This is a genomic window from Nostoc sp. NMS9, from assembly GCF_017114995.1.
Classification (GTDB): domain Bacteria; phylum Cyanobacteriota; class Cyanobacteriia; order Cyanobacteriales; family Nostocaceae; genus Nostoc.
The window spans coordinates 12,455-39,150 of the sequence record NZ_JABXKL010000092.1 but is presented as its reverse complement, the minus strand read 5'-3'; the positions used below and the strand labels follow the sequence as shown (position 1 = coordinate 39,150).

Genomic DNA, 26,696 nt, shown 5'->3' with positions numbered 1-26,696 from the left:
AGGTAAGGTAAGTGTCAATTTCAAAAAGACTGTTAAAAGACTAGAAAAAATTTTCTAAAAAGTTTTCAGTTTTGCAGTTAAAACTGAGGAGGTTTAAAGATGGCAGCTTTGGGACAAGCAGCAAGATTAGGGATTGGAGCGTTTGAAAATTCAGCACCAGTAGAACTACGCCCTGATAGAACAGAAGCGGATGTGGCAGTGGTTATCCGGGCGGCTTACCGTCAGGTTTTGGGTAATGCATATCTACTAGAAGGAGATCGTCTAGAGAGTGCAGAATCACTGTTGCAGCAAGGTGCAATCACCGTTAGGGGATTTGTGTTAGCCATTGCTCAATCAGAACTCTATCGGGATAAGTTTTTCTACTCCAACTCCCAAACTCGGTTTATCGAGTTGAATTATAAGCATTTATTGGGGCGTGCCCCGGAAGATGAGTCAGAGATTTCGTACCATGTTGAGCTTTACAACTCACAAGGTTACGAAGCTGAGATTAATTCCTACATTGACTCATTAGAATATCAAGAGGGTTTTGGCGAAAATATTGTCCCCTACTATAAAGGCTTTAAAAGTCAAGTAGGACAGAAAAACGTTGGCTATAGCCGACTGTTCCAACTGTATCGGGGTTATGCCAATAGCGATCGCGCTCAAGGACAAAAACAAGGACGGCTAACCTGGGAAGTGGCTAAGAATCTAGCTTCGCCCATTTACCCAGTCTCTGCCGGAGCCTTAACTGGCCTCTCTACAGGTGGTCGCGGTGAAACATACCGCATCAGAGTGCTACAAGCAGCTTCCCCAAACTCAACTGTAGTAAGGCGCGGTACTGCGGAGTTAATCGTACCTTACGAGCAACTTTCTAGTAAATTGCAGCAGTTGAATCGCAAGGGCAGTAGGGTTATTAGCATTACAGCCGTATAAATAGGGAATTGGGGAATTAAGTGAGGAGTTAAGAGTGAGGAGTTAGAAGTCAGGAGTGAGGAGTTAGAAGTTATGAGTTTTAAATTCCTAACTATATCCCTACCCTTAACTCCTAACTCTTAACTCCTAACTCCTAATTTTTCCAACTACTAATTACAAAAGGAAAATTACCAATGGCTATTACAACAGCAGCTTCCCGTCTGGGAACAGAACCTTTTAGCGATCAGTCTCCTGTGGAACTGCGTCCGAATGCAACCAAAGAAGACATTGAGAGAGTAATTGCTGCCGTCTATCGTCAAGTCTTGGGCAACAACTACATCTTGGCATCTGACCGCCTGACAAGTGCTGAATCTATCCTGCGCGATGGAAAAAATACAGTGCAAGAGTTTGTGCGTCAGGTAGCTAAATCGGAACTGTACAAATCCAAATTTTTCTACGACAACTTCCAAACTCGCGTCATTGAACTGAACTACAAACATTTGTTGGGTCGTGCCCCTTATGATGAGTCTGATGTCGTCTATCACTTAGACTTATATCAAACCAAGGGATATGAAGCCGACATTGATTCTTATATTGATTCGCCAGAGTATCAATCTAGCTTTGGTGAAAATATAGTGCCTTACTATCGTGGCTTTAATACCCAAACAGGACAGAAAACTGTCGGATTTAGCCGGATATTCCAACTTTATCGCGGTTATGCCAGTAGCGATACCTCCCAACTCAAAGGCAAATCTTCTCGCCTTGCTAGCGAACTAGGTCGCAATAGTGCATCCATCGTTGTTCCTCCCTCTGGTGGCCCCTCAGGCTTTTCATACGTTGCTTCTGAAAAAGGCGTTACCCCCAACAGCACTTTTGGTGGTGCGGGAACCTTTGGTAAAGAAGGCAGACTTTACCGCATTGAAGTAGCAGGTGTTTTTGGAGCTGGATATCCTAGCACACGCCGCGTCAATCAAGCGGTGGTTATACCTTATGAAGAACTATCTAGTTACTTCCAGAGAGTGGTAAAACAAGGTGGTAAAATAGCTAGTGTGAAACCCCTTTAGTGTCATTTGTCAATAGTCATTAGTCAATAGTCATTATTAAGGGCAAAAGACTAATGACAATTTAGAATTGGGAATTAATTTTATGGTTGGGCCAATTAGTAGTAGAACGGGTAGTCGCTACTTTCGCTATGAAGTAGTGGGTCTGCGCCAAAGCGAAGAAACTGAAAAAACCAACTATCCTATTCGTTCTAGTGCCACTGTGTTTTTCACAGTACCTGAGAACCGGATGAATCAAGAAATGCAGCGAATTACTCGCTTGGGTGGCAAAATAGTCAGCATTCAGCCATTGAACGCTGAAGCTAAAACAAATAGCGAACAAAGCGATCCTCCTTCTTCATAATGAATTCTAGTCCGCAGAAATTTGAAGATTTATCACCGACAGGTAACTCTGGTGATGGTGAATCTTTAACAGTAGAGCAAGCGATCGCTAATCTTGAAAGTGCAGATTTAGGTCTGCGATTTTATGCTGCCTGGTGGTTGGGTCGGTTTCGGATATGTGAAGCAGCTGCGGTTACAGGATTAATTAAAGCGTTAGAGGATGAAGCCGACAGAACACCAGAAGGCGGATATCCTCTGCGACGGAACGCAGCTAGGGCTTTAGGGAAACTAGGCGATCGCCAGGCAGTCTCACCTTTAATTGCGTGTTTAGACTGCTCAGATTTTTATGTCCGGGAAGCAGCGGCACAATCCTTAGAAATGCTGGGCGATCCGGTTTGCATTTCCGCCCTGATTGAGTTATTACAAGTAGGTTTGCAAGGAGAGCAGCTGATATCAAAGCAGCCTGATTTATCTCAACCCTACGAAGCCATTTTAGAAGCCTTGGGAGCCTTGAGGGCGACTGAGTGCATCCCTTTGGTAAAACCATTTTTAGAGCATCCAATTGAATTGGTGCAATATGCTGCCGCACGAGCGATGTATCAATTAACCCAAGAACCAGTTTATGGAGAACGGTTAGTAAAAGCTTTGGCAGGAGATAAATTGCAATTGCGTCGAGCAGTGTTAGCAGATTTGGGAGCGATTGGCTATCTAAGAGCAGCAGATGCGATCGCCGAAACTCTTGCTGAAAATAGTCTAAAGTTAATTTCTCTTAAAGGATTACTAGAACATCAAGTTAACCACACAGCAACAAGCACTTTGTCAGCAGGTGCGATTAAAGTGATAAATTTGATGGACTCACTGTTGTAGTCATAATTTTCCATAAATTAGTTCTTATTAATACGTTTAAAGCAAATGTTTACCACATATAAACCCCCAACCCAACTACAAAATCAGGGCTAGGGGGTTTATGTATGATGTCAACTACGGAGAAGTTAAGCTACAATTGGCAGATCCCTAATGACTCATGGCAAATTATTATGAATAACAGTGACCTTGCCCAAATATTAATTCGTGCTGTGGAAGAAGCAGACTCCTCGGATCGCTTATTAGACGCAGTTCAGGAGTTAGCGGCAGCTGGTATTGAGGAATCTGTTCCGACTCTGATTGCAGCTTTGGGCTACAACAATCCAGGGGCGGCAGTGGCGGCAGTAGATGGACTAATTGCGATCGGGGAAGTCGCAGTACCATCACTATTGGAACTAATTGATGACTACAACTACAGTGCTAGAGCCTGGGCTATTCGTGCCTTAGCGGGAATTGGCGATGTTCGGGCGCTGGATACCTTGTTAGAGGCAGCAAAAACTGATTTTTCCTTAAGTGTGCGGCGGGCAGCTGCTAGGGGATTAGGTACTTTGCGCTGGCATCAAATACCGCCTGAGAAAGTGGAATCTGTTCAGATTCAGGTATTAGAGGCGCTATTACTAATTTCTCAAGATCCAGAGTGGGTAGTGCGCTATGCAGCAGTTACAAGTTTAGAAACACTAGCAATGTCTGGCGACAACCCGCAAAGCGGCAACGCCATAGCAGTCACTTTACCCGATCAAACGTCGCGGATTACAAATCAACTTCAGCAAATACTCGATACCGATGCCGATCTGGGAGTTCGCACCCGCGTAAAGTTTGCACTACAAAAAATTCAACAGCAACAACATCAAGAAGTTTTTGCACCGAAAAGAAAGCTAGAAGATACTGAAGTGTCTGAAATACCTCATCGCGGTGCTGGCAGACGGTAAATCACCAGACACACCAACCGCCCTTGCGGTATGGTGTTATATCTCCCAATTCATCGGGGATAGCCTTCAGAACTCCGTAGGTTTCCAAGATCCAAATTTTTCTCGTGCAATGTGTACCTCTTAGCTTGGTTTTTGTAAAACTAACCAGGCGATAAAGACTGAATTTCTGCCTGGATATTGCCACGAGCAGATGGTTCGGCGAACTCTGACATTAAAGGCGTAAAGTAGATATGCGATCGCTTTAAAAATCGTTCTAAAACCTGCTGACGACCTGTGATATAATCTGCCTCTGCCACCCAGCCATATTCCTGACGAATAGCATGAGCGTATTCTTCATAATCAACTGGGTTAGTAGCCAAAATCGCTAAATCTGCATCAACTAGGACTTGGCTATCATAGTCATTTACCGCAGCTTGGTGGTCTTTAGTATTCAGAATCAGACGGGTGACAGTAGTTATGATACTTTCTGGAATACCCAAATTACTCAGCAACTCAAAAGCATAGTCTGCACTTCGTTCTTCGTTATCTTTGGCTTCAGTGTCATACACTACATCGTGAAACCACGCAGCTAGTTGAACAGCAGCTAGGTTATTGGTGTAGCCTTGCAAAATCTCAATTATGCTGAGGACGCGATCGATGTGTTTCAGTGTATGGTAATAGCGACCAGGGGTAGAGTAAGCTTCAACCAAGAGATTAAAGGTTTTCTCAGCTGCTACCTGGTCAACGCCAAAGGGTTGGAGTGTATGTTGCCAGTTATAAAATAAAATATCCATAAAGTTTTCTGTAGGCATAGAGGCAGTATACCCATTCTGAGTATTGGAAAAAATAAGTACATGCTGTTAAAACAGCAATAGAAGACTTCAATTAGAACCTCACCTTCTAACTGCGCTAGGAGAAAGAGGGGAAAATTTTCCTCCCCTTATTTGCAGCGAAGGGTTAGGAGTGAGTTCACGCGGATATATTTACAAGTTATAAATCAATCTATAAATCAATGAAACTTTGGACGCCCAATCAACATCTGGATAACGGAAGATTCATTATACAAAAAGTCCTTGGTGGCTGTGGCTTTTGTGTCACCTATAGCGCAATACGGTTCAGTTAAGGCTCAAATAGTTGTAAATTAGGTATTGTTTCCAAAAATCGAAATCAAGTACGGTGCATCTCAAAGAATTCTCCTTAGTGTCTCCCAGGATACAAAGTACTGAGATATTCAAAGCAATAGAGACAGCCATTCCAATAGAGGCAATTGAACAGGCGATCGCTAAAACTAGAGTCAAAGAGGAACGTTATCGTTCGTTACCAGCACAACTGGTAGTTTGTCTAATAGTAGCAATGAGCCTGTGGTCAAGAGACTCAATGCGGGATGTGCTAAAAAACCTAATTGATGGTCTTTCAGAGGCATGGGTTAAACTAGGCAAATATTGGCAATTTCCTTGTAAATCAGCCATTACCCAAGCCAGACAGCGATTAGGAGCAGGGGTAATGAGGGAATTGTTTCATCAGTTGGTGCGACCAATGGCCAATAGGGAAACAATAGGAGCTTTTCTAAACGGGTTAAGAATTGTAGTGATTGATGGAACCTGCTTAGATATCCCAGATAGTGATGAAAACGCAAGGGTTTTTGGTCGTCCTGGTAGTCGTCCTGGGACGCGAGCGGCATTTCCAAAAGTTAGATTAGTCATTTTGATAGAGGGTGGAACACATTTAATTTTTGACGCACTAATGTGCCCATATCGGATTGGAGAGCGAGTAAGGGCATTAAAGTTATTGCGCTCAGTCACATCGGGAATGTTATTGATGTGGGATAGGGGGTTACATTCTTATGCTATGGTGCAAAGAACAGTATGTAGGGGTTGTGATTATCTAGGAAGAATTCCTGGCAACGTTAAATTTTTAAGCGAAAAAACTTTAGACGATGGTTCGTATTTAAGTTGGATTCATCCATCTGGCAATTTCCGAAAGAAGGGTTTCGAGCCAATATTGGTAAGAGTTATCGAGTACACAATTGATCATCTTGATAACCCAGAAGAACAGATTAGATACCGCTTAATTACGAGCTTATTAGATATTGAGAAGTTTCCAGCCCAATTACTCGCTTGCCAATACCATGAGCGTTGGGAGGTCGAGAATACGATTGATGAACTCAAAGTACATCTTTTGGGACGAAAAACTCATATTCGTTCTCAAAAACCACGGGAGGTAGTGCAAGAGGTTTACGGTTTGTTATTGGGGCATTGGGCTGTAAGAACGTTAATTTTTCAAGCTGCAACCAGTGCAGACGTTGCACCTTTGCGTCTAAGTTTCACAGGAACGTTGCGAGTTCTTCGTCGTGCTATTCCTAAATTCCAACGTTTACAACCACAACAACTTCCCTTTTTTTGAATTGGTTAACTCTGGAGATTTTAGACCAAGTTTTACCTGAAAGGGTTCATAGAAGCAACCCTTGGGTTGTGAAAAAGCCTGTATCAAAATTTCGCTCGAAAAAAGTTAAACACAGAGGTACTGGCACAAAAACGATTCCTCCTGTGTTTGTTGTTTCAAGCACTGCATAGCCTTAACTGAACCGTATTGACCTATAGCGCCATAGAACAGCATACTTTAATTGCAAGTCCCTAAAACTAGCCCTTTCAAGGTGACTGGTAAAATCTCTTTTTTTCTCTCTGCGCCCTCCGCGTCTGTGCGGTTTAAAAGTATTTTATTTAACCACAGGGCACAGAGAATACAGAGTTAATAGGTTAAAGAGAGTTTATTGAGCAAAATTTTACCCACTTTGAAAGGGCTAGTCCCTAAAACTGCACAGCGTAAGTAAATCATCCATTTGAAATCAATGGAATCCTTGCGCTATAGGAATTACGAATTAGGTAGCTTGCTTCTCTCGTTCTCTACGAGACGCTACGCGAATGGCAAATATTCCTAATTACGAATTCCGCATAATGGTGACAGCTAAATGAAAGCGTCAAAATAGAAGACACAAGCTTTCGACAAAAAGCCTTGCCTTGATTAACGGAGTTATTATCAGTGGTATTACAAGTACAAACAAGCACCTACGAAGCTAAAACCCAAGAAATTGCTAAACAACTTCTAGCCGCAACGCAGGAAAATCGTTCGTTTTTTTCTTCCCTGCGGGATCAAATGCGTTGGGATGATAAATTACTAGCTTGGGCGATGAGTAATCCTGGGTTGCGGGTGCAACTATTTCGCTTTATAGATACGCTACCTGCTTTGCACAGTAAATCAGAAATTGCCTCACATTTACAAGAATATTTAGGCGATGAATCTGTAGAATTACCGGCAGCTTTGAAGGGAATGCTAAACTTTGCTAATCCCGACTCTATGCCAGGACAAGTTGCTGCTACAACCGTTGGTACAGCAGTTGAGACTCTTGCTCATAAATATATTTCTGGGGAAAATATTAAACAAGTCATCAAAACAGTTGAACGACTGCGAAAAGAAAAAATGGCTTTTACCATCGACTTACTTGGTGAAGCCGTAATTACCGAAGCGGAAGCGCAGTCTTATCTAGAACGCTATCTAGAATTAATCCAACAATTGGTGGAAGCATCAAAGAATTGGGCAGCTATCCCGGCTATTGATGAGGCTGATGGCGAAGCAATTCCAAAAGTTCAGGTTTCTGTGAAGTTAACGGCGTTTTATTCCCAATTTGACCCATTAGATGCTAAAGGTAGTGAGGAGCGAGTTAGCGATCGCATTCGGATTCTCTTACGTCGTGCCAAAGAATTAGGCGCAGCTGTGCATTTTGATATGGAACAGTATGCCTATAAGAATATAACTCTCAGCATCCTGAAAAAACTCTTACTAGAAGAAGAGTTTCGGCAACGTACAGATATTGGCATGACAATTCAAGCATATCTGCGTGATAGCGAACAAGATACCCTAGACCTAATTTCTTGGTTGAAACAGCGCGGTTATCCTTTAACAATTCGCTTGGTGAAAGGCGCATATTGGGATCAAGAAACTATTAAAGCAGCGCAAAAGCATTGGAAACAGCCAGTTTACAACGACAAAGTGGCAACTGATGCTAACTTTGAAACCATCACTCAGTTGTTGTTAGAAAATCATCAATATGTCTATTCTGCCATTGGTAGCCATAATGTGCGATCGCACTCTCGCGCCATTGCCATAGCTGAAAGTTTAAATGTCCCCCGCCGTCGCTTTGAATTGCAAGTCCTCTACGGTATGGGTGATAAAGTTGCCAAGGCGTTAGTTGACAAAGGTTACCGAGTCAGAGTTTACTGTCCCTACGGTGAATTATTACCTGGGATGGCGTATTTAATTCGCCGATTGTTGGAAAATACAGCTAATAGTTCTTTTCTACGGCAAAATCTCGAAAATCGTCCAATTGAGGAATTATTAGCAGCGCCGATTGTCAAAGAAGAAAAAAACTCTTTAACTCCTAACTCCTCACTCCTAACTCCTAACTCTCATTTCCTCGGTGCTGCTGATACCGATTACGCTGATGAAGAGGTAAGAATGAAGGCAACGCAAGCTTTCCAAAACGTTCGCCAACAGTTGGGTAAAACTTATTTACCACTGATTAATGGCGAGTATGTCAATACGCCGGAATTTGTTGATTCTCTCAATCCTTCTAATTTTAGTAAGGTAATTGGTAAAGTTGGGTTGATTAGCGTTGAACAGGCGGAACAGGCAATACAAGCTGCGAAAGCGGCGTTTCCTGGGTGGAAGAAAACACCAGCTAAACAACGCGCTGATATTTTGCGGAAAGCGGGTGATTTGATGGAAGAACGCCGCGCCGAACTTTCAGTTTGGATAGTTTTGGAAGTTGGGAAACCAGTTAAGGAAGCTGATGGAGAGGTTTCGGAAGCGATAGATTTCTGTCGGTACTACGCTGATGAGATAGAACGGTTAGATGAAGGTGTGAATTATGACATTCCAGGTGAAACTAATCATTATATTTACCAACCACGTGGTATTGCTGTAGTGATTTCTCCTTGGAATTTCCCGCTAGCGATCGCTTGTGGAATGACTGTTGCAGCTTTGGTTTCAGGCAATTGTACTCTCCTCAAACCTGCTGAAACGTCTTCTGTGATTGCAGCAAAACTCACAGAAATCTTGGTAGATGCTGGTTTTCCCAAAGGTGTATTTCAATACGTACCTGGCAAGGGTTCGCAAGTCGGCGCTTACTTGGTAAATCATCCAGATACTCATGTAATTGCTTTTACTGGTTCCCAGGAAGTAGGTTGTAGAATTTACGCAGAGGCGGCAACTTTGAAACCCGGACAGAAACACATGAAACGGGTGATTGCTGAAATGGGTGGCAAGAATGCAATTATTGTCGATGAAAGTGCTGATTTAGACCAAGCAGTTGTGGGGGTAGTGCAGTCGGCATTTGGTTACAGCGGCCAAAAATGTTCTGCCGCCTCTAGGGTGATTGTGCTGCAACCGATTTATGATGCCTTTGTGCAACGGTTGGTAGAAGCGACAAAATCCTTGAACATTGGGGAAGCAGAGTTACCGAGTACACAAGTTGGGCCAGTAATTGATGCTAATGCCCGCGATCGCATCCGCGAGTATATTGAGAAGGGTAAGGCAGAAGCACAATTAGCCTTGGAATTACCAGCACCCGAACAAGGATATTTTATCGGCCCAGTCATCTTTAGTGAAGTATCGCCAAATGCGGTAATTTCCCAGGAAGAAATTTTTGGCCCTGTGCTAGCGGTAATTCGGGTGAAAGATTTCCAAGAAGCCTTAGCAGTCGCCAACGGTACAAACTATGCTTTGACTGGCGGACTTTATTCTAGAACGCCTTCACACATTCAGCAGGCGCAGACAGAATTTGAAGTCGGGAATTTGTACATCAACCGCAATATTACCGGAGCGATCGTTGGACGGCAACCCTTTGGTGGATTCAAACTTTCTGGAGTAGGTTCTAAAGCAGGCGGCCCTGATTACTTACTGCAATTTTTAGAACCACGCGCGGTGACAGAAAATATTCAACGTCAAGGTTTTGCACCAATTGAAGGAGCAGATTAAACTAACGTGAATTCTACGGCTAATATAGTGTCCGTCTAATTAGCCCAATCAAAACACCTCTCCCTGATTTTACTACGTCAAATCTTCCCTCTCCGACTCAAAGAGGGACAGACTTCAACTTTAGTTCAAAGCACGGAGAGGTGTATCAAACTCACGTTAAACTACAATAGGTAGTAACCTCAAAGAGAGTTTCATGAGTAATTTAGTTATAAAAGTTGCTGAATTACCTAAAGATTTTCCGGCAATTAAAGCAATTAGAAAATCAGTTTTTCAAGAAGAACAAGGGGTAGATCCCACTTTAGAATTTGATGGCAAAGATGAAATATCCGATCATCTAATTGCTTATTTAAATGTGGAAGTTGTGGGTACTGCCAGAATCAGATATTTAGATCATAAAACTGCCAAGATAGAAAGGTTAGCTGTTTTATCGACAGTTAGAGGGCAAGGTATTGGTAAGAAAATTATGGAAAATGCCCTACAGGTGATAGCTAACCAAAATATTCCAGAAGTAGTGATTCATGCTCAAGAATATGTGAAAGATTTATACAAAAAACTCGATTTTGTAGAAGAAGGAGAAATATTTGAAGAAGCCAGTATTCTCCATGTGAAAATGAGAAAAATATTTTCACAGTCAAAGTAAAAATATATAGTATGTTTTTTTCACTAATTGTTCATACAAAAATGCATTTTTATGAGTAATTAAGTAAAGTATTTCATCAGGATTGACTCTAGCTGGACTATGCAAATTGGCTTGATAAGGTAGTCATTAACACTACCTGGCAGCATGGCAATATCCTCCTCTAAAGGTTCGCTAAAGGTCATCATTACAATCGGTAAATGTTTCCGATAAGGCTCTTGTCTAAGGATATTCAGCAAATTCCAGATATGAATATCTTTTACTAACTGGAAATCAAAAAAAACTAAATCTGGTTGAAAGCTTTGTACCTGTTTCAAAAAGTCGTTACTATTATCTATCCACTTGACTTGGTAGCCAATTGTGTAGAGATAATCTTGCAACAGTGTTGCTGTATTTTCCTCTTCTTCTACAAGCAAAATAGTTTTATTTGTGGGGATGACTGAAGAAGAAGAGGACGAGGTAAAATTTGCTTCCTCTTCTGTTTCATCTATCTCATTTGTCTCATTTTCCCCATTTCCCGGATGCTCTGGATTTGGTAGAAACAGAGTGAACTGACTGCCCTTTCCTAAAGTTGATGTCACGGTAACATCTCCACCATGTAAACGCGCTAATTTACGCGTCAAGGCTAAACCCAAACCAGTGCCTTCATACTGCCGATTTAATCGACTGTCAAGCTGTTTAAACGGTTCAAATAGAAATTGAAACTGGCTTGAATCTATACCAATACCAGTATCTGAAACTGTAAACGTTATCCCTTGTGGCACTTTTTTGACTACCAGCGATACTTCACCTGCTGGGGTAAATTTAATGGCATTGGTCAGCAAGTTGAGTAGCATTTGCTTGATGCGCCGCTCATCAGCAATACAAATATCAGCTTCTTGGTCAATTTCATATGTGAGTTGCAATCCCTTTTCTGAGGCGCGATCGCGCACTGTCCAGATGGCATAATTACATATATCTGCCACCGACAAAGATGATAGTAACAGTTCCTCTTTACCTGCTTCTACCTTAGATAAGTCAAGGATATCGTTAATCACTGCCAGCAGATGTTCACCACTACTATATATACAACTTACATATTCGTTCTGCTTTTCATTCAGAGAGCCAACTATTTCTTGTTGCAGTAACTGTGACAAACCCATAATCGCATTCAGAGGCGTCCGCAACTCATGGCTCATGGTTGCCAAAAATTCACTTTTTGCCCGACTGGCAGCTTCTGCTGCTTCTTGAGAGGCACGTAGTTTCAACTCTGTTTGCTTACGTTCAGTAATATCCTCAATCATCGCTAGAAAAAACTCAGGTTCACCATTGCTGCCTGGTATAACAGAAACAGAGAGATGAGTCCAAACTAAGCTACCATTTTGATGCTGGCAGCGTCTTTCTATCTCAATCCGATGTCTTTCGACAAGCTGTTTCTGATGTTTGGAGGGTTGTAAACCGTCCCTCGAAGTTCTCTTTAAGTCTGTGCGAATTCCTGACATCAGTTGTTTGTAAAGTTTTAAATCCTCCCTTTCTATGGAAATGTAATCTGTAAAGCACTTGCCGTATAACTCTTCTCGGCTGTATCCGAAAATCTCGCACAATGCCAGATTAGTATCGACTATCTGCCCTTTCATATCTATAAGTCCAATGCCGATAGAGGAACGCTCAAAAATCGCCCGAAATTGTGCCTCACTCTGTCGCAGTGCTTCCTGTACGACGTTTCGCTCGCTCGCTTCTATAGCCAGCGTCACAAAATCTGCAATTGAGCCAGCAAAACTCTCTTCTTCTAAAGTCCATTGGCGACCTTCGCCTATGTGTTCGTGACACACTACGCCTACCAAATGGCCCTCTAGCCAAATTGGTGCATCTAGTATAGATGTGATGCCCAAAACTGAAAGATAAGACTCGGATAATTCTTGGGTTCTGGTGTCGTTTCTGGCATCATCTGCGGCAATGGTACGTTCCTCTTCTAAAGCCTGGAAATAAGCAGGAAAATTTGTTTTTAAAAGGGAGTTACCAAAGGTATGCTCTTTAGTCTTGACATCATACAAATTAATGCATTCAATTTTTGAACGTTCTTCATTATATAACCATACCCCCACTCGCTCTACTAACAGCGTCTGAGCAGCAGTTTCTGTGATTTCTCTCAACACCGCATTGAGATTACCTTGCTGAAATGTCTTGCTTCTTGCCAGTTGCACCAGTGTCTGACTTTGTTTTCGCCGACTATTTTCTCTGATTCGTAAAGCCTCTTGGGCCTGGTTGTGCTCTGTAATATCTCTAGCTGACACGACCTGCATTAGTTGCCCTCAAGAAGAAATAATTTGGACTTGCAGTTCTACGGAAAAAGTAGAACTGTCTTTGTATAACTACAATTACTTGATATGGTTTTTCATAACCGGAAAGTATAATTTTTCTAATTAAATTTTATAATTCTAGCTAATTAGCTATAAGCTAGATTTTGCTGATTACTTCTGTTACTTCATAACAGTGATTTTTGCCAGAGGATAATTAGCATTTCAAGTAATTTCACTATTAAGTAATTCTACTATCAAGTAGTACAAGTAGTATAGTATTTTTAAATTTATTTATGGGGATTGTAATGCGTGAATTTTGAATTTTGAATTTTGAATTCCCCGTTCGCGTAGCGTCTCGCAGAGAAGGGGTTGACCCCTCCCAACCTCCCCGATGCTTTGGGGAGGTGCTGTAGGCGGTGGGGTTATTTCTATGCGTCTTCATAAAAAATTGGTATTAGTTTATTTACGCTGTGCTGTACTAGTACGATTTCTTGCTTAGTACTGACTAGCAAAATACCCTTGATTCTCCTAGAGAAAGATACCTAATGGCTCAAATTCTGCCAAACTTAAGGTAAAGGCAGCTTTTGCGGAGGTGGAGCGATGACAGATAGTGATGTAAGAATTGTTTCCCTGATTCCCGGTGGAACAGAGATTTTAGCGACACTAGGGTTGGTTAATGCTATTGTGGGGCGATCGCACGAATGCGATTACCCTCCAGAAATCCTCAATCGCCCCATTTGTACCCAAGCACGTTTAAACAGTGATGCCTCCAGCAGCCAAATTCACGACGAAGTGAATAATTTATTGCAATCTGCTCTTAGTATTTATGAAATCAAAACAGATGTTTTAGAGCAATTGCAGCCTACCCATATTCTCACTCAAGACCAGTGTGATGTTTGTGCTGTTAGCTTACACGATGTTGAAAAGGCAGTTGCTACACTCATTGACAGTAAACCTCAGATTATTTCTTTACAACCCAATATTCTCCAAGATGTTTGGGCTGACATTGAGCGAGTCGGCAACACCTTTGGCGTAGACTCGGTAAAAGTCTTAGAAAATTTAGAAGCTCGCGTCAAAATTTGTCAGCAAAAAATCCAAGGGCTTTCTTTAGATGAACTACCTACTGTCGCCTGTATCGAGTGGACTGATCCTTTGATGGTCGCCGCTAATTGGATTCCTGAATTAGTTAACTTAGCAGGAGGACAGTCTCTATTTTGCACTACAGGTCAGCCTTCTCCGATCTTGCCGTGGGAAACATTATTAACAACGAATCCAGATGTAATTGTTTTTATGCCTTGTGGCTTTGATTTAAATCGCACTCGCCAAGAAGCCAAGTTATTAACTCAACGTCCAGAGTGGGAAAAACTACACGCTACCGAAGCTGGTAGAGTCTATATTACTGATGGCAATTCTTACTTCAATCGTCCAGGGCCGCGACTGGTAGATTCTCTAGAAATTTTGGCAGAAATTTTGCATCCAGAAATTTTTCAATACGGCTACAAAGGAACTGCTTGGGAAGGTTTGTAAAGAAGAATTCAGAACTCAGGAGCGGAGCCGGAGACGCTCCGCCAAGGCGTCAGGATTCAGTATTAATTCGACTTTGATGGTTACTGAGCTTGTCAAAGTACTGAATGATATTGGTTTAAAACTTTGGCGGGTTCCAATACCTCACGAAGAATAATTCTGATTCCTGGATTCTGAATTCTTCTCTAAGGTGTTTGTTCAGAATCTGCCGATGGTTCATTGTTAAATAACAGCAGGCGTGCAGCAAGAATAGCAAATCCTACAGCCGCGATCGCTTTTAAAACACGTGTAGGTAATAATTCAGCTACTGCACCCCCTGCTAACGATCCCAACAGGCTTGTCAACAGCAATGCGCCTGCTGCACCGAAAAATACTGCACGTGGAGAATTAGAACGTCCTGAAAGTGCGATCGCTGCTAGCTGACTTTTGTCACCCAATTCTGATAAAAAAACCGTAATAAAGCTCAGTCCTAATAAATGCCAATCCATACAATTAAGGGGGGTGGGGAATTTTTCTAATCACTAATGACTAATTACTAGTAAATACATCCCAAAACAGCATTAGAGAAATTACTAACAACATCACGCCGGCTGATTTTTCTACAGTTTTCGGGCTGAGTCGATTAGCTATCCAACTACCTAAAAGTACACCTAATAAGCTAGTGGTTATTAGCGCCGCCGCCGAGCCGATAAATACCACCCACGGCGAATGAGATTGTGCGCTCATTAACAGAGTGGATAGCTGAGTTTTATCTCCAATTTCTGCTAGAAAAATGGTTACAAAAGTCGTACCAAAAACTACTAGCGCTGATTGCTGCTTTTGAGGACTATCGACAACTACAGGCTGAACTAAAGGAGCGATCGCAGGAGTTAAGTTAAAATCATTGCTGTCTTCCATCTCTAGCTCAATCTCAGTCTGAGATATGCCAGAAATCTCCAAAGGTGCAGAATCAAGTTTCACAAGCAGTAGTTTTGGTTGCTAGGGTGTTTTCATATTTCTATCATTTTCTCAGATTTTTGTCATAAATTGCAACCCCACACAAAAAAAGGGGGTTGGGTGTCAAAGGCCAACAGCTTTGTCGAAGCGTAGTATTTCTAAACTGCGATCGCCATAAACTCCTTCTATTTGCTGGCGACAGCAGTCAATAGCAAAATCGTTGACTTCTTCTGGTTCAACCCCATACATATCTTGAAACACTTCTGATTCCACACGGCAGAAGCGCGGACGATTAGGGTAGATGCGACATTCTCGCGTGGTATGGTCGAAATTAACGCACCATCCCCCTTCGCCTACCATGCTGAGGTAGAGTTCTAGTTCTGGTGGTGAGAGATACTCTTCCAAGTCTGGACGCTCTGCTGGATCGAGATTACAGCAGGCTCCACATTGCTTTATACATTGCCAATTTGACATTTTGGATTAGCGAGTGGGGAATGGGGGACAAGGAGAGAATAACCTAATTTCCAATGCCCAATGCCCAATGCCCCATTCCCAATCCCCCTATTTTACGTTTTTATGTCTTTTCTTATAATTTTGTTAAGTAAATTAAATCTAACAGACCATAGCCAGATATGATCGATTGCGGGTTTTGTAATTAAGTTATTGAATTTTTTAAAACAATTAAGAGGAGAAAAGGGAAAATGTTTGACGCTGTGTCTGACTTGTTTAACGCTTTTATCAATATCAATTGGGAAGTTATATTCCAATTGCTGTCCGTGGCGCTAATCGTGATTGCTGGCCCAGCAGTAATATTTGTGCTGGCATTTCGCAACGGCAACTTATAAGAGTGCTGAGTGCTGACTAAGGAATTAACAGTTAGGAGTGAGAAGTGAATTAAGAATTCATAACTCATAACTCAGCACTCAGTACTGATAACGCCTGAAGTGCAGCTTGGATAATATTGTCATACTGTGGTTGAGAAATATCAACTTTTTTGGCGTTTTGACGATTAGTGCCCAGCAATCCAATTATATGTCCTGGCTGCATGGCTAATACTTTGCCTTGAGAATTTTTAATTCTTAATTCTGCTTCAATACCGTTTTTATAGAAACCACACGTATATTGTCGCTGGTTGTACTCAAAGGTGATGCTTGACTGGATAGGTGGCGAAACAAAAAATTGTTGAATCTGAATTGGCAGTCTGACTCCGATTAACTCTAGCTCAATGCTGGTGTTACCATTAAAGTAATTTTCTCGTAGTTTATAAGCAATATCCACTCGCGATGGTAGGTGGAAATAGTCGCCCCAACGCCAAGCGATCGCTTTGATTTTATACTGCTGATTATCTATAGTTTGGGCAACTGTCAGTTTGATGTGACCCTTGCCAACGATTTTTTGCTCAACCACTTGGACATTAGCTGTCCAAAAAATTGGATCGGGGTTGTCCATACCGCAGGGGTGCAGAGCATTAAGCTGTTGATAAAGCTGCTGATTGATATGATTGAGGTTGACTTTTGCATCAATTTTGAGTAAAGGCTTGAGATGTTGGGGTTCAAGACACTGGTTAGCAAACTCAATCAAACGCGATCGCAACACCTGTAAATTTTCTGCTGGTAGAGAGAATCCCCCGGCTGCTTTGTGTCCACCAAATTTGCCTAGTAAATCGTGACAAGATTCCAAAGCTTCAAATACATGAAACTCTGGAATTGAGCGTGCAGAACCGCGTATATGTCCCTCATCTTCATAAGTCCCGATAAACACGGGAACACCGTAGCGTTCCACCAGGCGGGAGGCGACTATGCCAATAACGCCATGATGCCAGTTGGGTTGAACAACAATTAATACACGGTCATCTTGTAGAGACGCAACAAATTCTGTCTCTACATAAGCGATCGCTTCTTGTTCAATTTGCTGACACATCTCCTGGCGAGAGGCGTTGACTTGTTCGCACTGCATTGCTCTTTCCAGCGCCACCCCCATATCATCTGTAGTCAGCAATTCAATCACAGTCTGGGGATTACCAATCCGACCAATAGCATTAATTCGCGGCCCCAAGCGAAACCCGATATCTTCAGGCTTGAGCGATTTTGGATTTTGAATTTTGGATTGGGGATTGGGGATTTTCTCCTCTGCTCCCCTGCTCCCCTGCCCCCCTGCTCCCTCATCTCCCCTCGCCTGCACTCCACCCACCTGAATTAACGCCTGCACTCCAGCTAAATTGGATTTGGGTAAATGCTGTAAACCGCGTTTCACCCAGCGGCGATTTACACCAGTTAAGGGGGCTAAATCTGCGATCGTTCCCAGTGTAAAAAGTGCTAGCATCGGCTGGATCAAGCCCTTAGTCTGGCCTAACTGTTGTGCTAGAGAAACTGCCAAGATGTAGGCAACACCAACACCAGCAACACCCCGATAAGGTGAGGATTCAGCTATTAGTTTGGGGTTGAGGATAGCGTTAGCTGGCGGTAATTTTTGGGGGATATCATGATGATCGGTGATAATCACTGCAAGACCAAGTTCTCTAGCTCTAGCAACTGGTTCAAACGCAGAGATACCATTATCTACAGTCAGAATTAATCTTACACCTTCGCTGTGAAATTCTTCAACTATGCGTTTATTAATACCGTAGCCTTCGTGCATCCGGCTGGGGATAGCATAATCTACTTGTGCGCCTAAAGTGCGGAGACTACGCAAAAGTAGAGCTGTGCTGGTCATCCCATCAGCATCGTAGTCACCACAGATAGCAATTTTTGTTTGAGAAGCGATCGCATTTTGCAACAACTCCAAACTAATCGCCAAATCTGGGAAATCTTCCAAAGGCGAAGGTAAAACTAGAGACTCTGGATCTAAAAATGCTTGTACCTGTTCTGGTGTTTCCAAACCACGATTAATCAACAACTGGCTGACAATGGGTGAAATATTTGTCAAAACCGCCAGATTTTGGGCAAATTCTGGTTTTTGTGGATAAATTTGCCAGCGCTGATCGGGTAAGCGTCGGTGAGGCTTTGATAGTTCAGATACAGGTCGGTCTAGCACAATACAAGTTAGGAGTTAGAAGTTAGGAGTTAGAAGTTATAGATTAGGAGTTTTGAATTAAAAGTTATTTCTTAACTCATAACTGCATAATTCCTAACTCCTAACATTTCTGTTAAAACACGTTTATCCTACCATCATCCGTAATATACAAAGAGCGATCGCCCGGAGAGCGCCAAGTCGGACGCAGTTCCAGCCGCAATGTACCAAAGTTAGGTTTTGAGACAATTGCTTGTAGTGATAAACCTTTTTCACTCCAAAATATCAGAGATGTATTTGGCTCCGTACCCTCTATTTCTTCTAAACTTAATTTCTGCCCTGGACTCAAGGATATTGCATCAGTCCCGGAGGGTTTTTGGATTTTAACCAGGTTAGGTGTGCTATTTATAACTTCAACTCGGATGTGTTGCCCAGGCGTAAACTGAATTGGGTGCGACCCACACTTAGAGGCACAAGTTCGAGCTAGGGTAGCACTAGGATTATTGATTGCTGCTACTAGAATGGTAGCTGCAACTAAAGCAAATGACAGAGGCTTAAACATAATACACAGTATAAGTACTAAACTGAAATATTACTTCAATTTAGTACTCTTAAGCCTCAGCATATTTTCCAGAATTAGAACTGTGATGTGTTTTTAACCAAAGCGTCCACTGATATAATCTTCAGCTTCTTTGGTTTGAGGAGAACTGAACATTTGCGCCGTAGGATTAAACTCAACTAATTTTCCACGACGTTTGCCATGCTCGTCAATTTCTGTATTGAAGAAAGCCGTGAAATCTGCGACTCTGGAAGCTTGCTGCATATTGTGTGTCACCATAATGATGGTATATTGCTCCTTGAGTTCTAAGCAGAGTTCTTCTACTTGGCGGCTAGAAATTGGGTCGAGAGCAGAACATGGTTCATCCATCAATAATACATCTGGCTTCATGGCGATCGCACGCGCAATGCAAAGCCGTTGTTGTTGTCCGCCAGATAATGCAGTTCCCTTCTCTTTGAGTTTATCTTTGACTTCATCCCAGATTGCAGCGCGTCTAAGGGAATCTTCCACCAATTCATCAATATTACCTTTGTAACCGTTAGCCCGCGGGCCAAAGGATATATTTTCGTATATTGACTTGGGGAATGGATTCGGCCTTTGAAAAACCATTCCGACTTGTCGTCGCAATTTTACAGAATTGATCTTCGGATCGTAAATGTTGCGATCGCGATAATTCAGTCTACCCTCAACCTTAGCTCCAGGGATTAAATCATTCATCCGGTTGAAGCAACGCAGTAAGGTACTTTTACCGCATCCTGAAGGCCCAATAAAAGCAATAATTTGTTTATCAGGAATCTTTATATAGACATCTAAAAGTGCCAAAAATCCTCCATAAAACACCTTCACCCCTTCAACATTGAATACGCCCTTGTCTTGGTCTATTGTGGCGCTATCTGATTGACTTCTACTATTGCTATAAGTCATTTGGCTGAACTCCTAATATCCGTGAATGTATCGAATTAGATATTTAATTACCTAATTTATTGAGAAGCGTTGTCGAATATAAATTGCTACACCATTCAAAACTAAAATCAAGATTAACAACGCAATAATTGTCGCTGCTGCTGCACTAGCAAAACCCGGTTCAGGACGAGTGATGTAACTATAAATTTGAATGGGTAATGCCATAAATCTCTGAAACAAACCAGGGTTAAAGGTGAGAAAACCCACAGCACCTACAACAATTAGAGAGGCTGCATCACCAATAGCGCGGGATACAGAGATAATCACCCCCGTCAGAATACCGGGAATAGCATAGGGTATGACATGATTGCTGATAGTTCGCCATTTTGTGACACCTAATCCGTAAGAAGCATTTCTCAGGGAATCTGGGACAGCGCGAATTGCTTCTCTAGCTGTCACAATAATTACTGGTAAAGACAACAAAGATAAAGTTAATGCACCGGAAATCAAAGCCGGGCCAAACCCAAGCAAATAATTGAAAACCCCTAAACCTAGCAATCCATAGACAATAGAAGGCACACCAGCCAGATTACTGATATTAATCTCAATAATCGCTGTCCACCAAGCTTTAGGTGCATACTCTTCTAGATATAAAGCTGCTCCTACACCAATTGGGACAGTCACTAAAATCACAACAGATCCTAAAAGGACACTACTGATAATCGCAGGACGAATACCACCTTGGTCAGGAAAACGAGAAGGAGTTTCCGTAAGAAAGCCGGGTGATAAAAATCTGCCTAATCCGTCTCGGAAAATATCAAAAAGTAGCAACGCTAGGATAAATAAACCAATCAGCAATCCTAACAAAAAAAGTACTTCAAATACTTTCCCTAATGTCTCCCTACTCTCAACATTATCGGTAAATTCTGCCGCAGAATCTAGAGAATCATCTTGTTGATAACTTGTAGCCATATATATCTATGTTAGTCGTATTTTTCTTTAAAGCGATTAGCAATCCAGTAACTAACAATATTCAAAGCAAGGGTAAGTAGAAACAGAACAGCGCCTACAGCATATAATGTCTTGAAATTGAGACTACCACGTGGACTATCTCCACCAGAAATTTGTGCCATGTAAGCTGTCATTGTTTCTATTGATTCAGCAAAATTAACAGTTAGTCTTGGTTGTTGTCCGGCGGCGATGAGGACAGTCATTGTTTCACCCACAGCTCGAGAAATACCCAAAATAATCGAGGCTATGATTCCAGAAAGCGCGGCTGGTAGAACTACTTTAAAAATGGTTTCAAGTTTAGTGATACCTAAAGCATAAGCTCCTTCTCGCAAAGAACGTGGAACTGCTCGAATAGCATCTAAGCTGATAGAACCAACAGTAGGAGTAATCATTACCCCCATCATTAACCCCGCACTCAAAGCGTTGAATATTTCTAAAGGGATAAAATTCCGCAGCAATGGTGTAAGGAACAACAGCGCAAAGTAACCATATACTACAGTAGGTATTCCCGCTAAAAGTTCCACTGCTGGACGTAAAATTGCTGCTACTTTGGGTTGAGCATATTCACTCAAATAAATAGCAGAAGACAAACCCAAAGGAATAGCAACTGCCATCGCAATAGCTGTAGTCAAGAAAGTGCCATTAATCAATGGCCAAACGCCAAAATGTTTATCGGCAAATAAAGGCGTCCATTTAGTATCAAGAAAGAATTGGGCAAAAGAAACTTCTTGGAAAAAACCGAATGTCTCCTGAAAGATAATTACGACAATCCCAAAGGTAGTTAAAACCGAAACTAAAGCACAAGCAAATAAAATGGCCGCAACAATCTTTTCTGAAATATCTTCAGATGCATTTTTCTCCAGTGATTGTCTGGATAGTAGATAAGGATCGTCTTGAGAATTGGTATTTTGCATAAACAATTAATTTCTCACTAAAATTAAACTACAATGACTGAGACTTTATTTAAATAAAGTTTGTAATCGGTTCACCTGGTTTTGCTTTTTTGAATTTTGTCCCAGTTTCACCAGTAGCAAATTTTTGTTTAACTTTGAGGTAAGCTTCATCAGGTAATGCTACATAACCAACACTATCTACCCACTTCCAAGAATTTTCTAGATAAAAATCTACAAATTGTTTTACTGCTGGCTTAGTATCTAAGGATTTTTTACTAACATAGATAAACAGAGGACGAGATAAAGGTGTGTAGATATTTTTGATCACATTATCTACCGGAACTGGTTTTTCACACTTGCCTGTGGGACTTTCTACAGCAACTAGATTGAGTTTATCTTGGTTTTGAATGTAGTAAGATATCCCTACATAACCCAAGGCTGATACATCACCTGACACTCCTTGTACGAGAAGGTTTTGATTCTGAGTGGCAGTGTAGTCTGTACGGCCATTCTTGGCTTTGCCAGTGACAGCTTGAGTCATATAATCGAATGTTCCCGTATCAGAAGATGGAGCATATAGCTTCAGCTTTTGATTAGGAAATTTGGGATTAACTTGATTCCATGTCAATATTTTGCCGTCTGATTTGCCGCCCCAAATCTTACCCAGTTCCTTAATAGTTAGACATTGAGCAAAGTTATTTTGGCGGTTGGCAATTACAGCGATGCCATCTAAAGCTATAGGCAACTCTACAAATTTAATATTCTTACTTTGACATTTTTTGATTTCTTCATCTCTAATGGTGCGAGAAGCACCAACAATATCAATATCTCCAGCACAAAATTTACTGATACCACCACCAGTACCACTTGAGGCAACGCTTACTTTAGCTTCAGGTTTGACTTTACCGTATTCTTCTGCAACTGCTAAAGAAATAGGAAAACCTACAGCTGCACCATCAATACTCACCTGACTTTTCTTTTCCTCATTACTGCTACAAGCAGTGATACTGCTGGCAATAATCATTAAAAATGTCAGGAAAAAGCTATCCTTAAATCTGCTACGAAAGCTCATAAATTATCAATTGAGTAAAGTGACTGAAGAATTCCTTATACTTGGCTATCGGCTAGTAGATAATCCTGCACGAAAAATATAGATATCATACTTTACTGGCAGCTTGAACTTTGTCAAAAATTGCCCCCTCTCCAAAAAACTTTTTCTGAATAATATCCCAACCACCTAAATCTTGAGATGTGAATAAAGTTTCAATTGGGGGATGTTGTGATGCTACTTCTTGGGTAACGGTGGGGTTAACAGGACGATATTGTAATTTTGCAAATTCCCGTTGAGCTTCTGTCGAGTAAAGGAAATCAACAAATGCTTGTGCAACTTCTCTTGTACCGTGCTTATCGGCGTTTTTATCGACTATAGCTACAGGATTATCAATGGAAATATTGATTTTTGGTATAATGTAAGGCAACTTCGTACCAGTTCTTTGTGCCAAAATTACCTCATTTTCGTAGTTAATTAAGACATCTCCCTGACCTTTTTGGAAAAATAAATCGCTTGCTTCACGGGCATCTTTCGTTAAGATAGGGGTATTTTTATAAACTTTGGTGACATAATCTAATGCTGTGGCTTCGTCACCTCCCGTTAGGCTCACCGAACCCCAAAAAGCCAAGAATTCCCAGATAGCAATACCAGAAGTTTTTGGGTTAGCTGCAATTACTTTCACGCCATCTTTTGCCAAGTCTGCCCAAGTCTGAATGCCTTTCGGGTTGCCTTCGCGAGTGACGATCGCAGCAACCGATTTGCTAACAATACCACTTCTCGGTGCTTTAGTTTCCCAACCTGATTTAATTAAACCTGCTTGTTGAATTTTGTTGACATCCAGGGGAAGTGCCAAATGTACTATATCTGCTTCTTGGGAACCGTTAATCACAGCAGCCGCTTGAGCGCCAGAACCACCATAACTTTGCTCAAATGTGACATTTTGGTTGTGTTCTTGCTTCCACTTTTCGATAAATTTGGGAATTATCTGGTCATGAGCGGCTTTGGTGACAGAGAATGAAACGAGTTTTAACTTAACATCATTTTTGCTAGCTGAACTGCTTCCAGAACAGGAGGTAACTGCTATACTCAAAAAAATACTTATAAGGAACAGACTTACAAAGCTTTGTACACTGTGTCCATTCAACCAACTTTTAATTGCGTGTTGATATGATTGTATGCTCTGCAAAGCCTTCATAACATAAGCCTGCATCCCCTCACTTAGGAATTTACTTAATTGTGTCGGTTGTTGCCACTTGCCCATCAGAATTCACCCCTAAATCTACGGTATTTGTAGACGGATACCGTAATAAAAATTATAGGGTATTATAGAATAATATTTATCATCTGACTTCAATTTTTTTACTAAGTGAGCAATAGTAGCAATAAATCTGATTTACCAAGGAATTTCAAAAAACGCCTTTTTTCTGCTAGAAAGCGAAAAACCCGATTGCATCAATACATAATTTTGCTAAATAATATGTGATGATTAATACCAAGCTGGATTAAAAAATCAGCTTTTTTTAGCTTGTAAAGCTGTTTTGAAAACAAAGTAGCTGCACTACAGCATCTTGAATATCAGAATTTAGCGATCGCACTCACTACTGAATCAAGGTATGCTGGGATTTAGCAATGTGATCGCCCTTATTGGTAGAACATATAATTAGGTGAGTGCGCTCATTACGACTCTCTATTATCTGTGTATAATGTCTAACTCTCAAAAGCAGATGATCTGTAAACATTATTAATGAAAGCATCGCTAGTTTTACACTCTGAGTGCTTCAAGCACTCTCCAAGCGAGTCAGATGCTTGAGTATGCGGATCACGTCGTACAATTCATTTTCAGGGTTTCGCATCAAAAAACCCTTTGATAAAGCATAACGCGGTAGATTTCCTTTCACTAATTTGACAAAAATAAACTCGCTTCCCGTGGCAATCATACCAAAACTGGGTTTATCAGTATACCGATTTCCTAACATATAAGCAAGAATTTGTGCTAGTCCTTGTTCCACTGAAAAGGAAGCTCTTTTAGACTCAATAATCATTACCCAAAATTGCTCTTTTAAAACTAAGGTATCTATTCTACCTTTGATGATTACATCTTCATCTGGCACAGCAATATCTATAGATTCTTCTGATTTTACATAAAACGGAGCTAGATAAAAACCCCCAATGAAAAGTAATGGGTCTACAACTGCCATTCTAACTATATCTTCTAGTAAAGGCGGGTAATTAAGAAGATTTAAATAACCCATTTTCACCTTGTCTAAAAGTTGTTTATCTAAATCATTAATTTCTGGTAAATCTTCTTGCCATTCACTGAAAAATGAGCCATCTAAAACTAACTGAATACCAAAGTTATCGATTAAGTAGCGTAAGTCTATGATCTTTGCTTGAATTGTTTGCGTCATAAGTTTTGGGAAGTGGAGTATAGCAAATTAATTGGCTTTATCCTACTCATTAGTTGCTGCTTCCAGCCAAACTTCCACTTCATCTGCTAGCAACTTCTGCGCTGCGTCCATCATTGATGCTGCGATGTCTTTCAGGTCTTCGCGGTTATTCAAGTAAGTTTTCAACGCTTCCATTGGGTCGATGCTACTACTTGCACTCAATTCAGGAATCCGGGGTCTGGCTAATTGACTCACTAATTCTGCTTGAATGGTGTAGGTATGAGCAGGACATAAAGCAGTATGTAGAGAGGAACTGTCAATCAAATCCATCTGTTCAGAGCGGAGTTTGTAAATTAGCCGCACTACAGCATCTTGAATATCATACTTGGCGATCGCTTTCATTAACAACACTTGCGGCTCATCTGCTTTTGAGATATCCACCTCAATGGTTTGGAAAGTCCGAACTGTTAAGGGACAAAATTCCCACTCAGCCCTTCCCCGCTCCAGTTCCAGCATTACATAGCCTTTGTCTTCTTTTTCTTCGCTAAAATCTACTCGTTCAATACTCCCTGGATAAATTACCGGTGGGTTGTTGAATTTATTCAGATTTTGGTGGCGGTGAACGTGTCCCAACGCTACATAATCAAAACAAGGTCGCGTCAGCAAAGATAGGGGTAGAGTAAAACCTTTACCTACTGCCAAAAATCGTTCTGCACCCAAGGTAGCATTGTCAGCCATCAAGTGAGCCAAAAGGATAGTAGGTACATCGGGGTCAAGACGGCGAACTTCCCCTTCTAAAACAACTCGCAGACGTTCCGTTAATAGTTGGTTGACTTCCGCCAAAGACAAACCTTCAGTCTCTTGACGAGTCATCAAAGTTGAACGAGTCAGCCAAGGCAGGGTAATTACTTGCACTTTGCCATTGCGGGTTTCGATACAGTGCGTAGTTAATGTATCACCAACAACAAACCCTGGCACTCCCAAAGTGCGGTAAATATTTAAACTCGCTCCTCCCTGTCCTTGGGAATGTTGGTCATGGTTGCCTACTAACAGCACTGTCGGAATATTGGCATCCATGAGACGGCGAAACTGGCTAGCAAAAGCTTGTTGTACATAAGGCGGTGGTGTAGCATCTGGGAAAGCATCACCACCAAATATCACCATATCAACAGTATCTGTAAGTGCTCGGTCAATACATATAGACAATGTATTGACAAAATCCTCCAATCGTGTATTTAATCCCGTTGCCGGATTAATTCGTCCGTGGGAGAAACCGCTTCCCATGTGGATGTCAGAGAGATGGAGGATTTTAATCATATTTGTCTTTAGTCATTTGTCTAAATACTAATGACTAATGATTAATGGAGCAACGCGATTTTGTGAGATCGGGCAAAAAACGTGCGTTCACGCAGTGTGCCGCAGGTATCGC

At 41.5% G+C, this 26,696-nt stretch carries 23 protein-coding genes and 1 pseudogene; 10 read left to right on the top strand and 14 right to left on the bottom strand.

Going from position 1 to position 26,696, the window contains the following annotated elements:
• The first annotated feature begins 99 nt into the window (after positions 1 to 99).
• From HWQ40_RS30555 to HWQ40_RS30535, 5 genes and pseudogenes are all read left to right on the top strand, one after another.
• Positions 100 to 912, top strand: a complete 813-nt coding sequence (locus HWQ40_RS30555) for a phycobilisome linker polypeptide (RefSeq protein WP_292785590.1) — start codon at positions 100 to 102, stop codon at positions 910 to 912.
• A 173-nt stretch (positions 913 to 1,085) separates the two neighbouring features.
• On the top strand, positions 1,086 to 1,955 hold the full coding sequence (locus HWQ40_RS30550) for a phycobilisome linker polypeptide (protein ID WP_292785588.1): 870 nt from the start codon (positions 1,086 to 1,088) through the stop codon (positions 1,953 to 1,955).
• An 82-nt stretch (positions 1,956 to 2,037) separates the two neighbouring features.
• Positions 2,038 to 2,247, top strand: a pseudogene (locus tag HWQ40_RS30545) (phycobilisome linker polypeptide); the annotation flags it as partial.
• Positions 2,248 to 2,294: 47 nt separating this feature from the next.
• Complete coding sequence (locus HWQ40_RS30540) at positions 2,295 to 3,140, top strand: HEAT repeat domain-containing protein (RefSeq protein WP_292785586.1); 846 nt, start codon at positions 2,295 to 2,297, stop codon at positions 3,138 to 3,140.
• Between the two features lie 170 nt (positions 3,141 to 3,310).
• The gene (locus tag HWQ40_RS30535; RefSeq protein WP_292785782.1) at positions 3,311 to 4,066 is read left to right on the top strand and encodes a HEAT repeat domain-containing protein; all 756 of its coding nucleotides are present in this window, start codon (positions 3,311 to 3,313) and stop codon (positions 4,064 to 4,066) included.
• A 140-nt stretch (positions 4,067 to 4,206) separates the two neighbouring features.
• Here the strand turns inward: HWQ40_RS30535 and HWQ40_RS30530 are convergent, their stop codons facing one another.
• Positions 4,207 to 4,857: a hypothetical protein gene (locus tag HWQ40_RS30530; RefSeq protein ID WP_292785584.1), complete on the bottom strand. Its 651-nt coding sequence runs from the start codon at positions 4,855 to 4,857 to the stop codon at positions 4,207 to 4,209.
• Positions 4,858 to 5,311: 454 nt separating this feature from the next.
• Between HWQ40_RS30530 and HWQ40_RS30525 the strand changes: the two genes are divergently transcribed.
• From HWQ40_RS30525 to HWQ40_RS30515, 3 genes are all read left to right on the top strand, one after another.
• A complete protein-coding gene (locus HWQ40_RS30525) occupies positions 5,312 to 6,448 on the top strand; it encodes an IS4 family transposase (RefSeq protein WP_292785781.1) in 1,137 nt (378 codons plus the stop codon).
• 636 nt (positions 6,449 to 7,084) lie between these two features.
• Positions 7,085 to 10,078: an L-glutamate gamma-semialdehyde dehydrogenase gene (pruA, locus tag HWQ40_RS30520; RefSeq protein ID WP_292785582.1), complete on the top strand. Its 2,994-nt coding sequence runs from the start codon at positions 7,085 to 7,087 to the stop codon at positions 10,076 to 10,078.
• Between the two features lie 193 nt (positions 10,079 to 10,271).
• A complete protein-coding gene (locus HWQ40_RS30515; RefSeq protein WP_292785580.1) occupies positions 10,272 to 10,718 on the top strand; it encodes a GNAT family N-acetyltransferase in 447 nt (148 codons plus the stop codon).
• 59 nt (positions 10,719 to 10,777) lie between these two features.
• Here the strand turns inward: HWQ40_RS30515 and HWQ40_RS30510 are convergent, their stop codons facing one another.
• Positions 10,778 to 12,997: a PAS domain S-box protein gene (locus HWQ40_RS30510; protein WP_292785578.1), complete on the bottom strand. Its 2,220-nt coding sequence runs from the start codon at positions 12,995 to 12,997 to the stop codon at positions 10,778 to 10,780.
• 597 nt (positions 12,998 to 13,594) lie between these two features.
• On the opposite strand from HWQ40_RS30510, the gene HWQ40_RS30505 reads away from it, so the two are divergent.
• A complete protein-coding gene (locus tag HWQ40_RS30505) occupies positions 13,595 to 14,521 on the top strand; it encodes a cobalamin-binding protein (RefSeq protein WP_292785576.1) in 927 nt (308 codons plus the stop codon).
• A gap of 182 nt (positions 14,522 to 14,703) precedes the next feature.
• On the opposite strand, the gene HWQ40_RS30500 is transcribed toward HWQ40_RS30505, so the two are convergent.
• The 3 genes from HWQ40_RS30500 to HWQ40_RS30490 all read right to left on the bottom strand — a co-directional run bounded on the left by HWQ40_RS30500 (position 14,704) and on the right by HWQ40_RS30490 (position 15,928).
• The gene (locus HWQ40_RS30500; protein ID WP_099100177.1) at positions 14,704 to 15,006 is read right to left on the bottom strand and encodes a TMEM165/GDT1 family protein; all 303 of its coding nucleotides are present in this window, start codon (positions 15,004 to 15,006) and stop codon (positions 14,704 to 14,706) included.
• Positions 15,007 to 15,046: 40 nt separating this feature from the next.
• A complete protein-coding gene (locus HWQ40_RS30495; protein WP_292785574.1) occupies positions 15,047 to 15,478 on the bottom strand; it encodes a TMEM165/GDT1 family protein in 432 nt (143 codons plus the stop codon).
• A 99-nt stretch (positions 15,479 to 15,577) separates the two neighbouring features.
• A complete protein-coding gene (locus HWQ40_RS30490) occupies positions 15,578 to 15,928 on the bottom strand; it encodes a YkgJ family cysteine cluster protein (protein ID WP_292785572.1) in 351 nt (116 codons plus the stop codon).
• 248 nt (positions 15,929 to 16,176) lie between these two features.
• Here HWQ40_RS30490 and HWQ40_RS30485 point away from each other — a divergent pair, with 248 nt between their 5' ends.
• On the top strand, positions 16,177 to 16,299 hold the full coding sequence (locus tag HWQ40_RS30485; protein ID WP_230966570.1) for a photosystem II reaction center protein Ycf12: 123 nt from the start codon (positions 16,177 to 16,179) through the stop codon (positions 16,297 to 16,299).
• A gap of 64 nt (positions 16,300 to 16,363) precedes the next feature.
• Here HWQ40_RS30485 and HWQ40_RS30480 read toward each other — a convergent pair whose 3' ends face one another.
• From HWQ40_RS30480 to HWQ40_RS30440, 9 genes are all read right to left on the bottom strand, one after another.
• Positions 16,364 to 18,487, bottom strand: a complete 2,124-nt coding sequence (locus HWQ40_RS30480) for a DHH family phosphoesterase (protein WP_292785570.1) — start codon at positions 18,485 to 18,487, stop codon at positions 16,364 to 16,366.
• A gap of 112 nt (positions 18,488 to 18,599) precedes the next feature.
• Positions 18,600 to 19,025: a hypothetical protein gene (locus tag HWQ40_RS30475; RefSeq protein WP_292785568.1), complete on the bottom strand. Its 426-nt coding sequence runs from the start codon at positions 19,023 to 19,025 to the stop codon at positions 18,600 to 18,602.
• A 93-nt stretch (positions 19,026 to 19,118) separates the two neighbouring features.
• A complete protein-coding gene (pstB, locus tag HWQ40_RS30470; protein ID WP_292785566.1) occupies positions 19,119 to 19,946 on the bottom strand; it encodes a phosphate ABC transporter ATP-binding protein PstB in 828 nt (275 codons plus the stop codon).
• 51 nt (positions 19,947 to 19,997) lie between these two features.
• Positions 19,998 to 20,897 carry a phosphate ABC transporter permease PstA gene (gene pstA / locus HWQ40_RS30465; protein WP_292785564.1) on the bottom strand — a complete coding sequence of 300 codons (900 nt, stop codon included), beginning with the start codon at positions 20,895 to 20,897 and terminating at the stop codon, positions 19,998 to 20,000.
• Between the two features lie 11 nt (positions 20,898 to 20,908).
• A complete protein-coding gene (gene pstC, locus HWQ40_RS30460) occupies positions 20,909 to 21,850 on the bottom strand; it encodes a phosphate ABC transporter permease subunit PstC (RefSeq protein WP_292785562.1) in 942 nt (313 codons plus the stop codon).
• 49 nt (positions 21,851 to 21,899) lie between these two features.
• Positions 21,900 to 22,901 (bottom strand): PstS family phosphate ABC transporter substrate-binding protein, encoded by a 1,002-nt coding sequence (locus HWQ40_RS30455; RefSeq protein WP_292785560.1) that lies wholly within the window; start codon positions 22,899 to 22,901, stop codon positions 21,900 to 21,902.
• A gap of 85 nt (positions 22,902 to 22,986) precedes the next feature.
• Positions 22,987 to 24,141 (bottom strand): sulfate ABC transporter substrate-binding protein, encoded by a 1,155-nt coding sequence (locus HWQ40_RS30450; RefSeq protein WP_292785558.1) that lies wholly within the window; start codon positions 24,139 to 24,141, stop codon positions 22,987 to 22,989.
• 517 nt (positions 24,142 to 24,658) lie between these two features.
• A complete protein-coding gene (locus tag HWQ40_RS30445; protein WP_292785556.1) occupies positions 24,659 to 25,288 on the bottom strand; it encodes a restriction endonuclease subunit R in 630 nt (209 codons plus the stop codon).
• 42 nt (positions 25,289 to 25,330) lie between these two features.
• On the bottom strand, positions 25,331 to 26,584 hold the full coding sequence (locus HWQ40_RS30440; RefSeq protein ID WP_292785554.1) for an exonuclease SbcCD subunit D: 1,254 nt from the start codon (positions 26,582 to 26,584) through the stop codon (positions 25,331 to 25,333).
• Positions 26,585 to 26,696: the final 112 nt, after the last annotated feature.

Bases quoted from the DNA above. Each gene is read 5' to 3' on its own strand.
- HWQ40_RS30555 (WP_292785590.1), top strand. From the start codon at position 100: ATGGCAGCTTTGGGACAAGCAGCAAGATTAGGGATTGGAGCGTTTGAA.
- HWQ40_RS30515 (WP_292785580.1), top strand. From the start codon at position 10,272: ATGAGTAATTTAGTTATAAAAGTTGCTGAATTACCTAAAGATTTTCCG.
- HWQ40_RS30550 (WP_292785588.1), top strand. From the start codon at position 1,086: ATGGCTATTACAACAGCAGCTTCCCGTCTGGGAACAGAACCTTTTAGC.
- HWQ40_RS30450 (WP_292785558.1), bottom strand. From the start codon at position 24,141: ATGGGCAAGTGGCAACAACCGACACAATTAAGTAAATTCCTAAGTGAG.
- HWQ40_RS30475 (WP_292785568.1), bottom strand. From the start codon at position 19,025: ATGTTTAAGCCTCTGTCATTTGCTTTAGTTGCAGCTACCATTCTAGTA.
- HWQ40_RS30535 (WP_292785782.1), top strand. From the start codon at position 3,311: ATGAATAACAGTGACCTTGCCCAAATATTAATTCGTGCTGTGGAAGAA.
- pstC (WP_292785562.1), bottom strand. From the start codon at position 21,850: ATGCAAAATACCAATTCTCAAGACGATCCTTATCTACTATCCAGACAA.
- HWQ40_RS30530 (WP_292785584.1), bottom strand. From the start codon at position 4,857: ATGCCTACAGAAAACTTTATGGATATTTTATTTTATAACTGGCAACAT.
- HWQ40_RS30510 (WP_292785578.1), bottom strand. From the start codon at position 12,997: ATGCAGGTCGTGTCAGCTAGAGATATTACAGAGCACAACCAGGCCCAA.
- pstA (WP_292785564.1), bottom strand. From the start codon at position 20,897: ATGGCTACAAGTTATCAACAAGATGATTCTCTAGATTCTGCGGCAGAA.
- HWQ40_RS30440 (WP_292785554.1), bottom strand. From the start codon at position 26,584: ATGATTAAAATCCTCCATCTCTCTGACATCCACATGGGAAGCGGTTTC.
- HWQ40_RS30500 (WP_099100177.1), bottom strand. From the start codon at position 15,006: ATGGATTGGCATTTATTAGGACTGAGCTTTATTACGGTTTTTTTATCA.
- HWQ40_RS30490 (WP_292785572.1), bottom strand. From the start codon at position 15,928: ATGTCAAATTGGCAATGTATAAAGCAATGTGGAGCCTGCTGTAATCTC.
- HWQ40_RS30455 (WP_292785560.1), bottom strand. From the start codon at position 22,901: ATGAGCTTTCGTAGCAGATTTAAGGATAGCTTTTTCCTGACATTTTTA.
- HWQ40_RS30445 (WP_292785556.1), bottom strand. From the start codon at position 25,288: ATGACGCAAACAATTCAAGCAAAGATCATAGACTTACGCTACTTAATC.
- pstB (WP_292785566.1), bottom strand. From the start codon at position 19,946: ATGACTTATAGCAATAGTAGAAGTCAATCAGATAGCGCCACAATAGAC.
- HWQ40_RS30540 (WP_292785586.1), top strand. From the start codon at position 2,295: ATGAATTCTAGTCCGCAGAAATTTGAAGATTTATCACCGACAGGTAAC.
- HWQ40_RS30505 (WP_292785576.1), top strand. From the start codon at position 13,595: ATGACAGATAGTGATGTAAGAATTGTTTCCCTGATTCCCGGTGGAACA.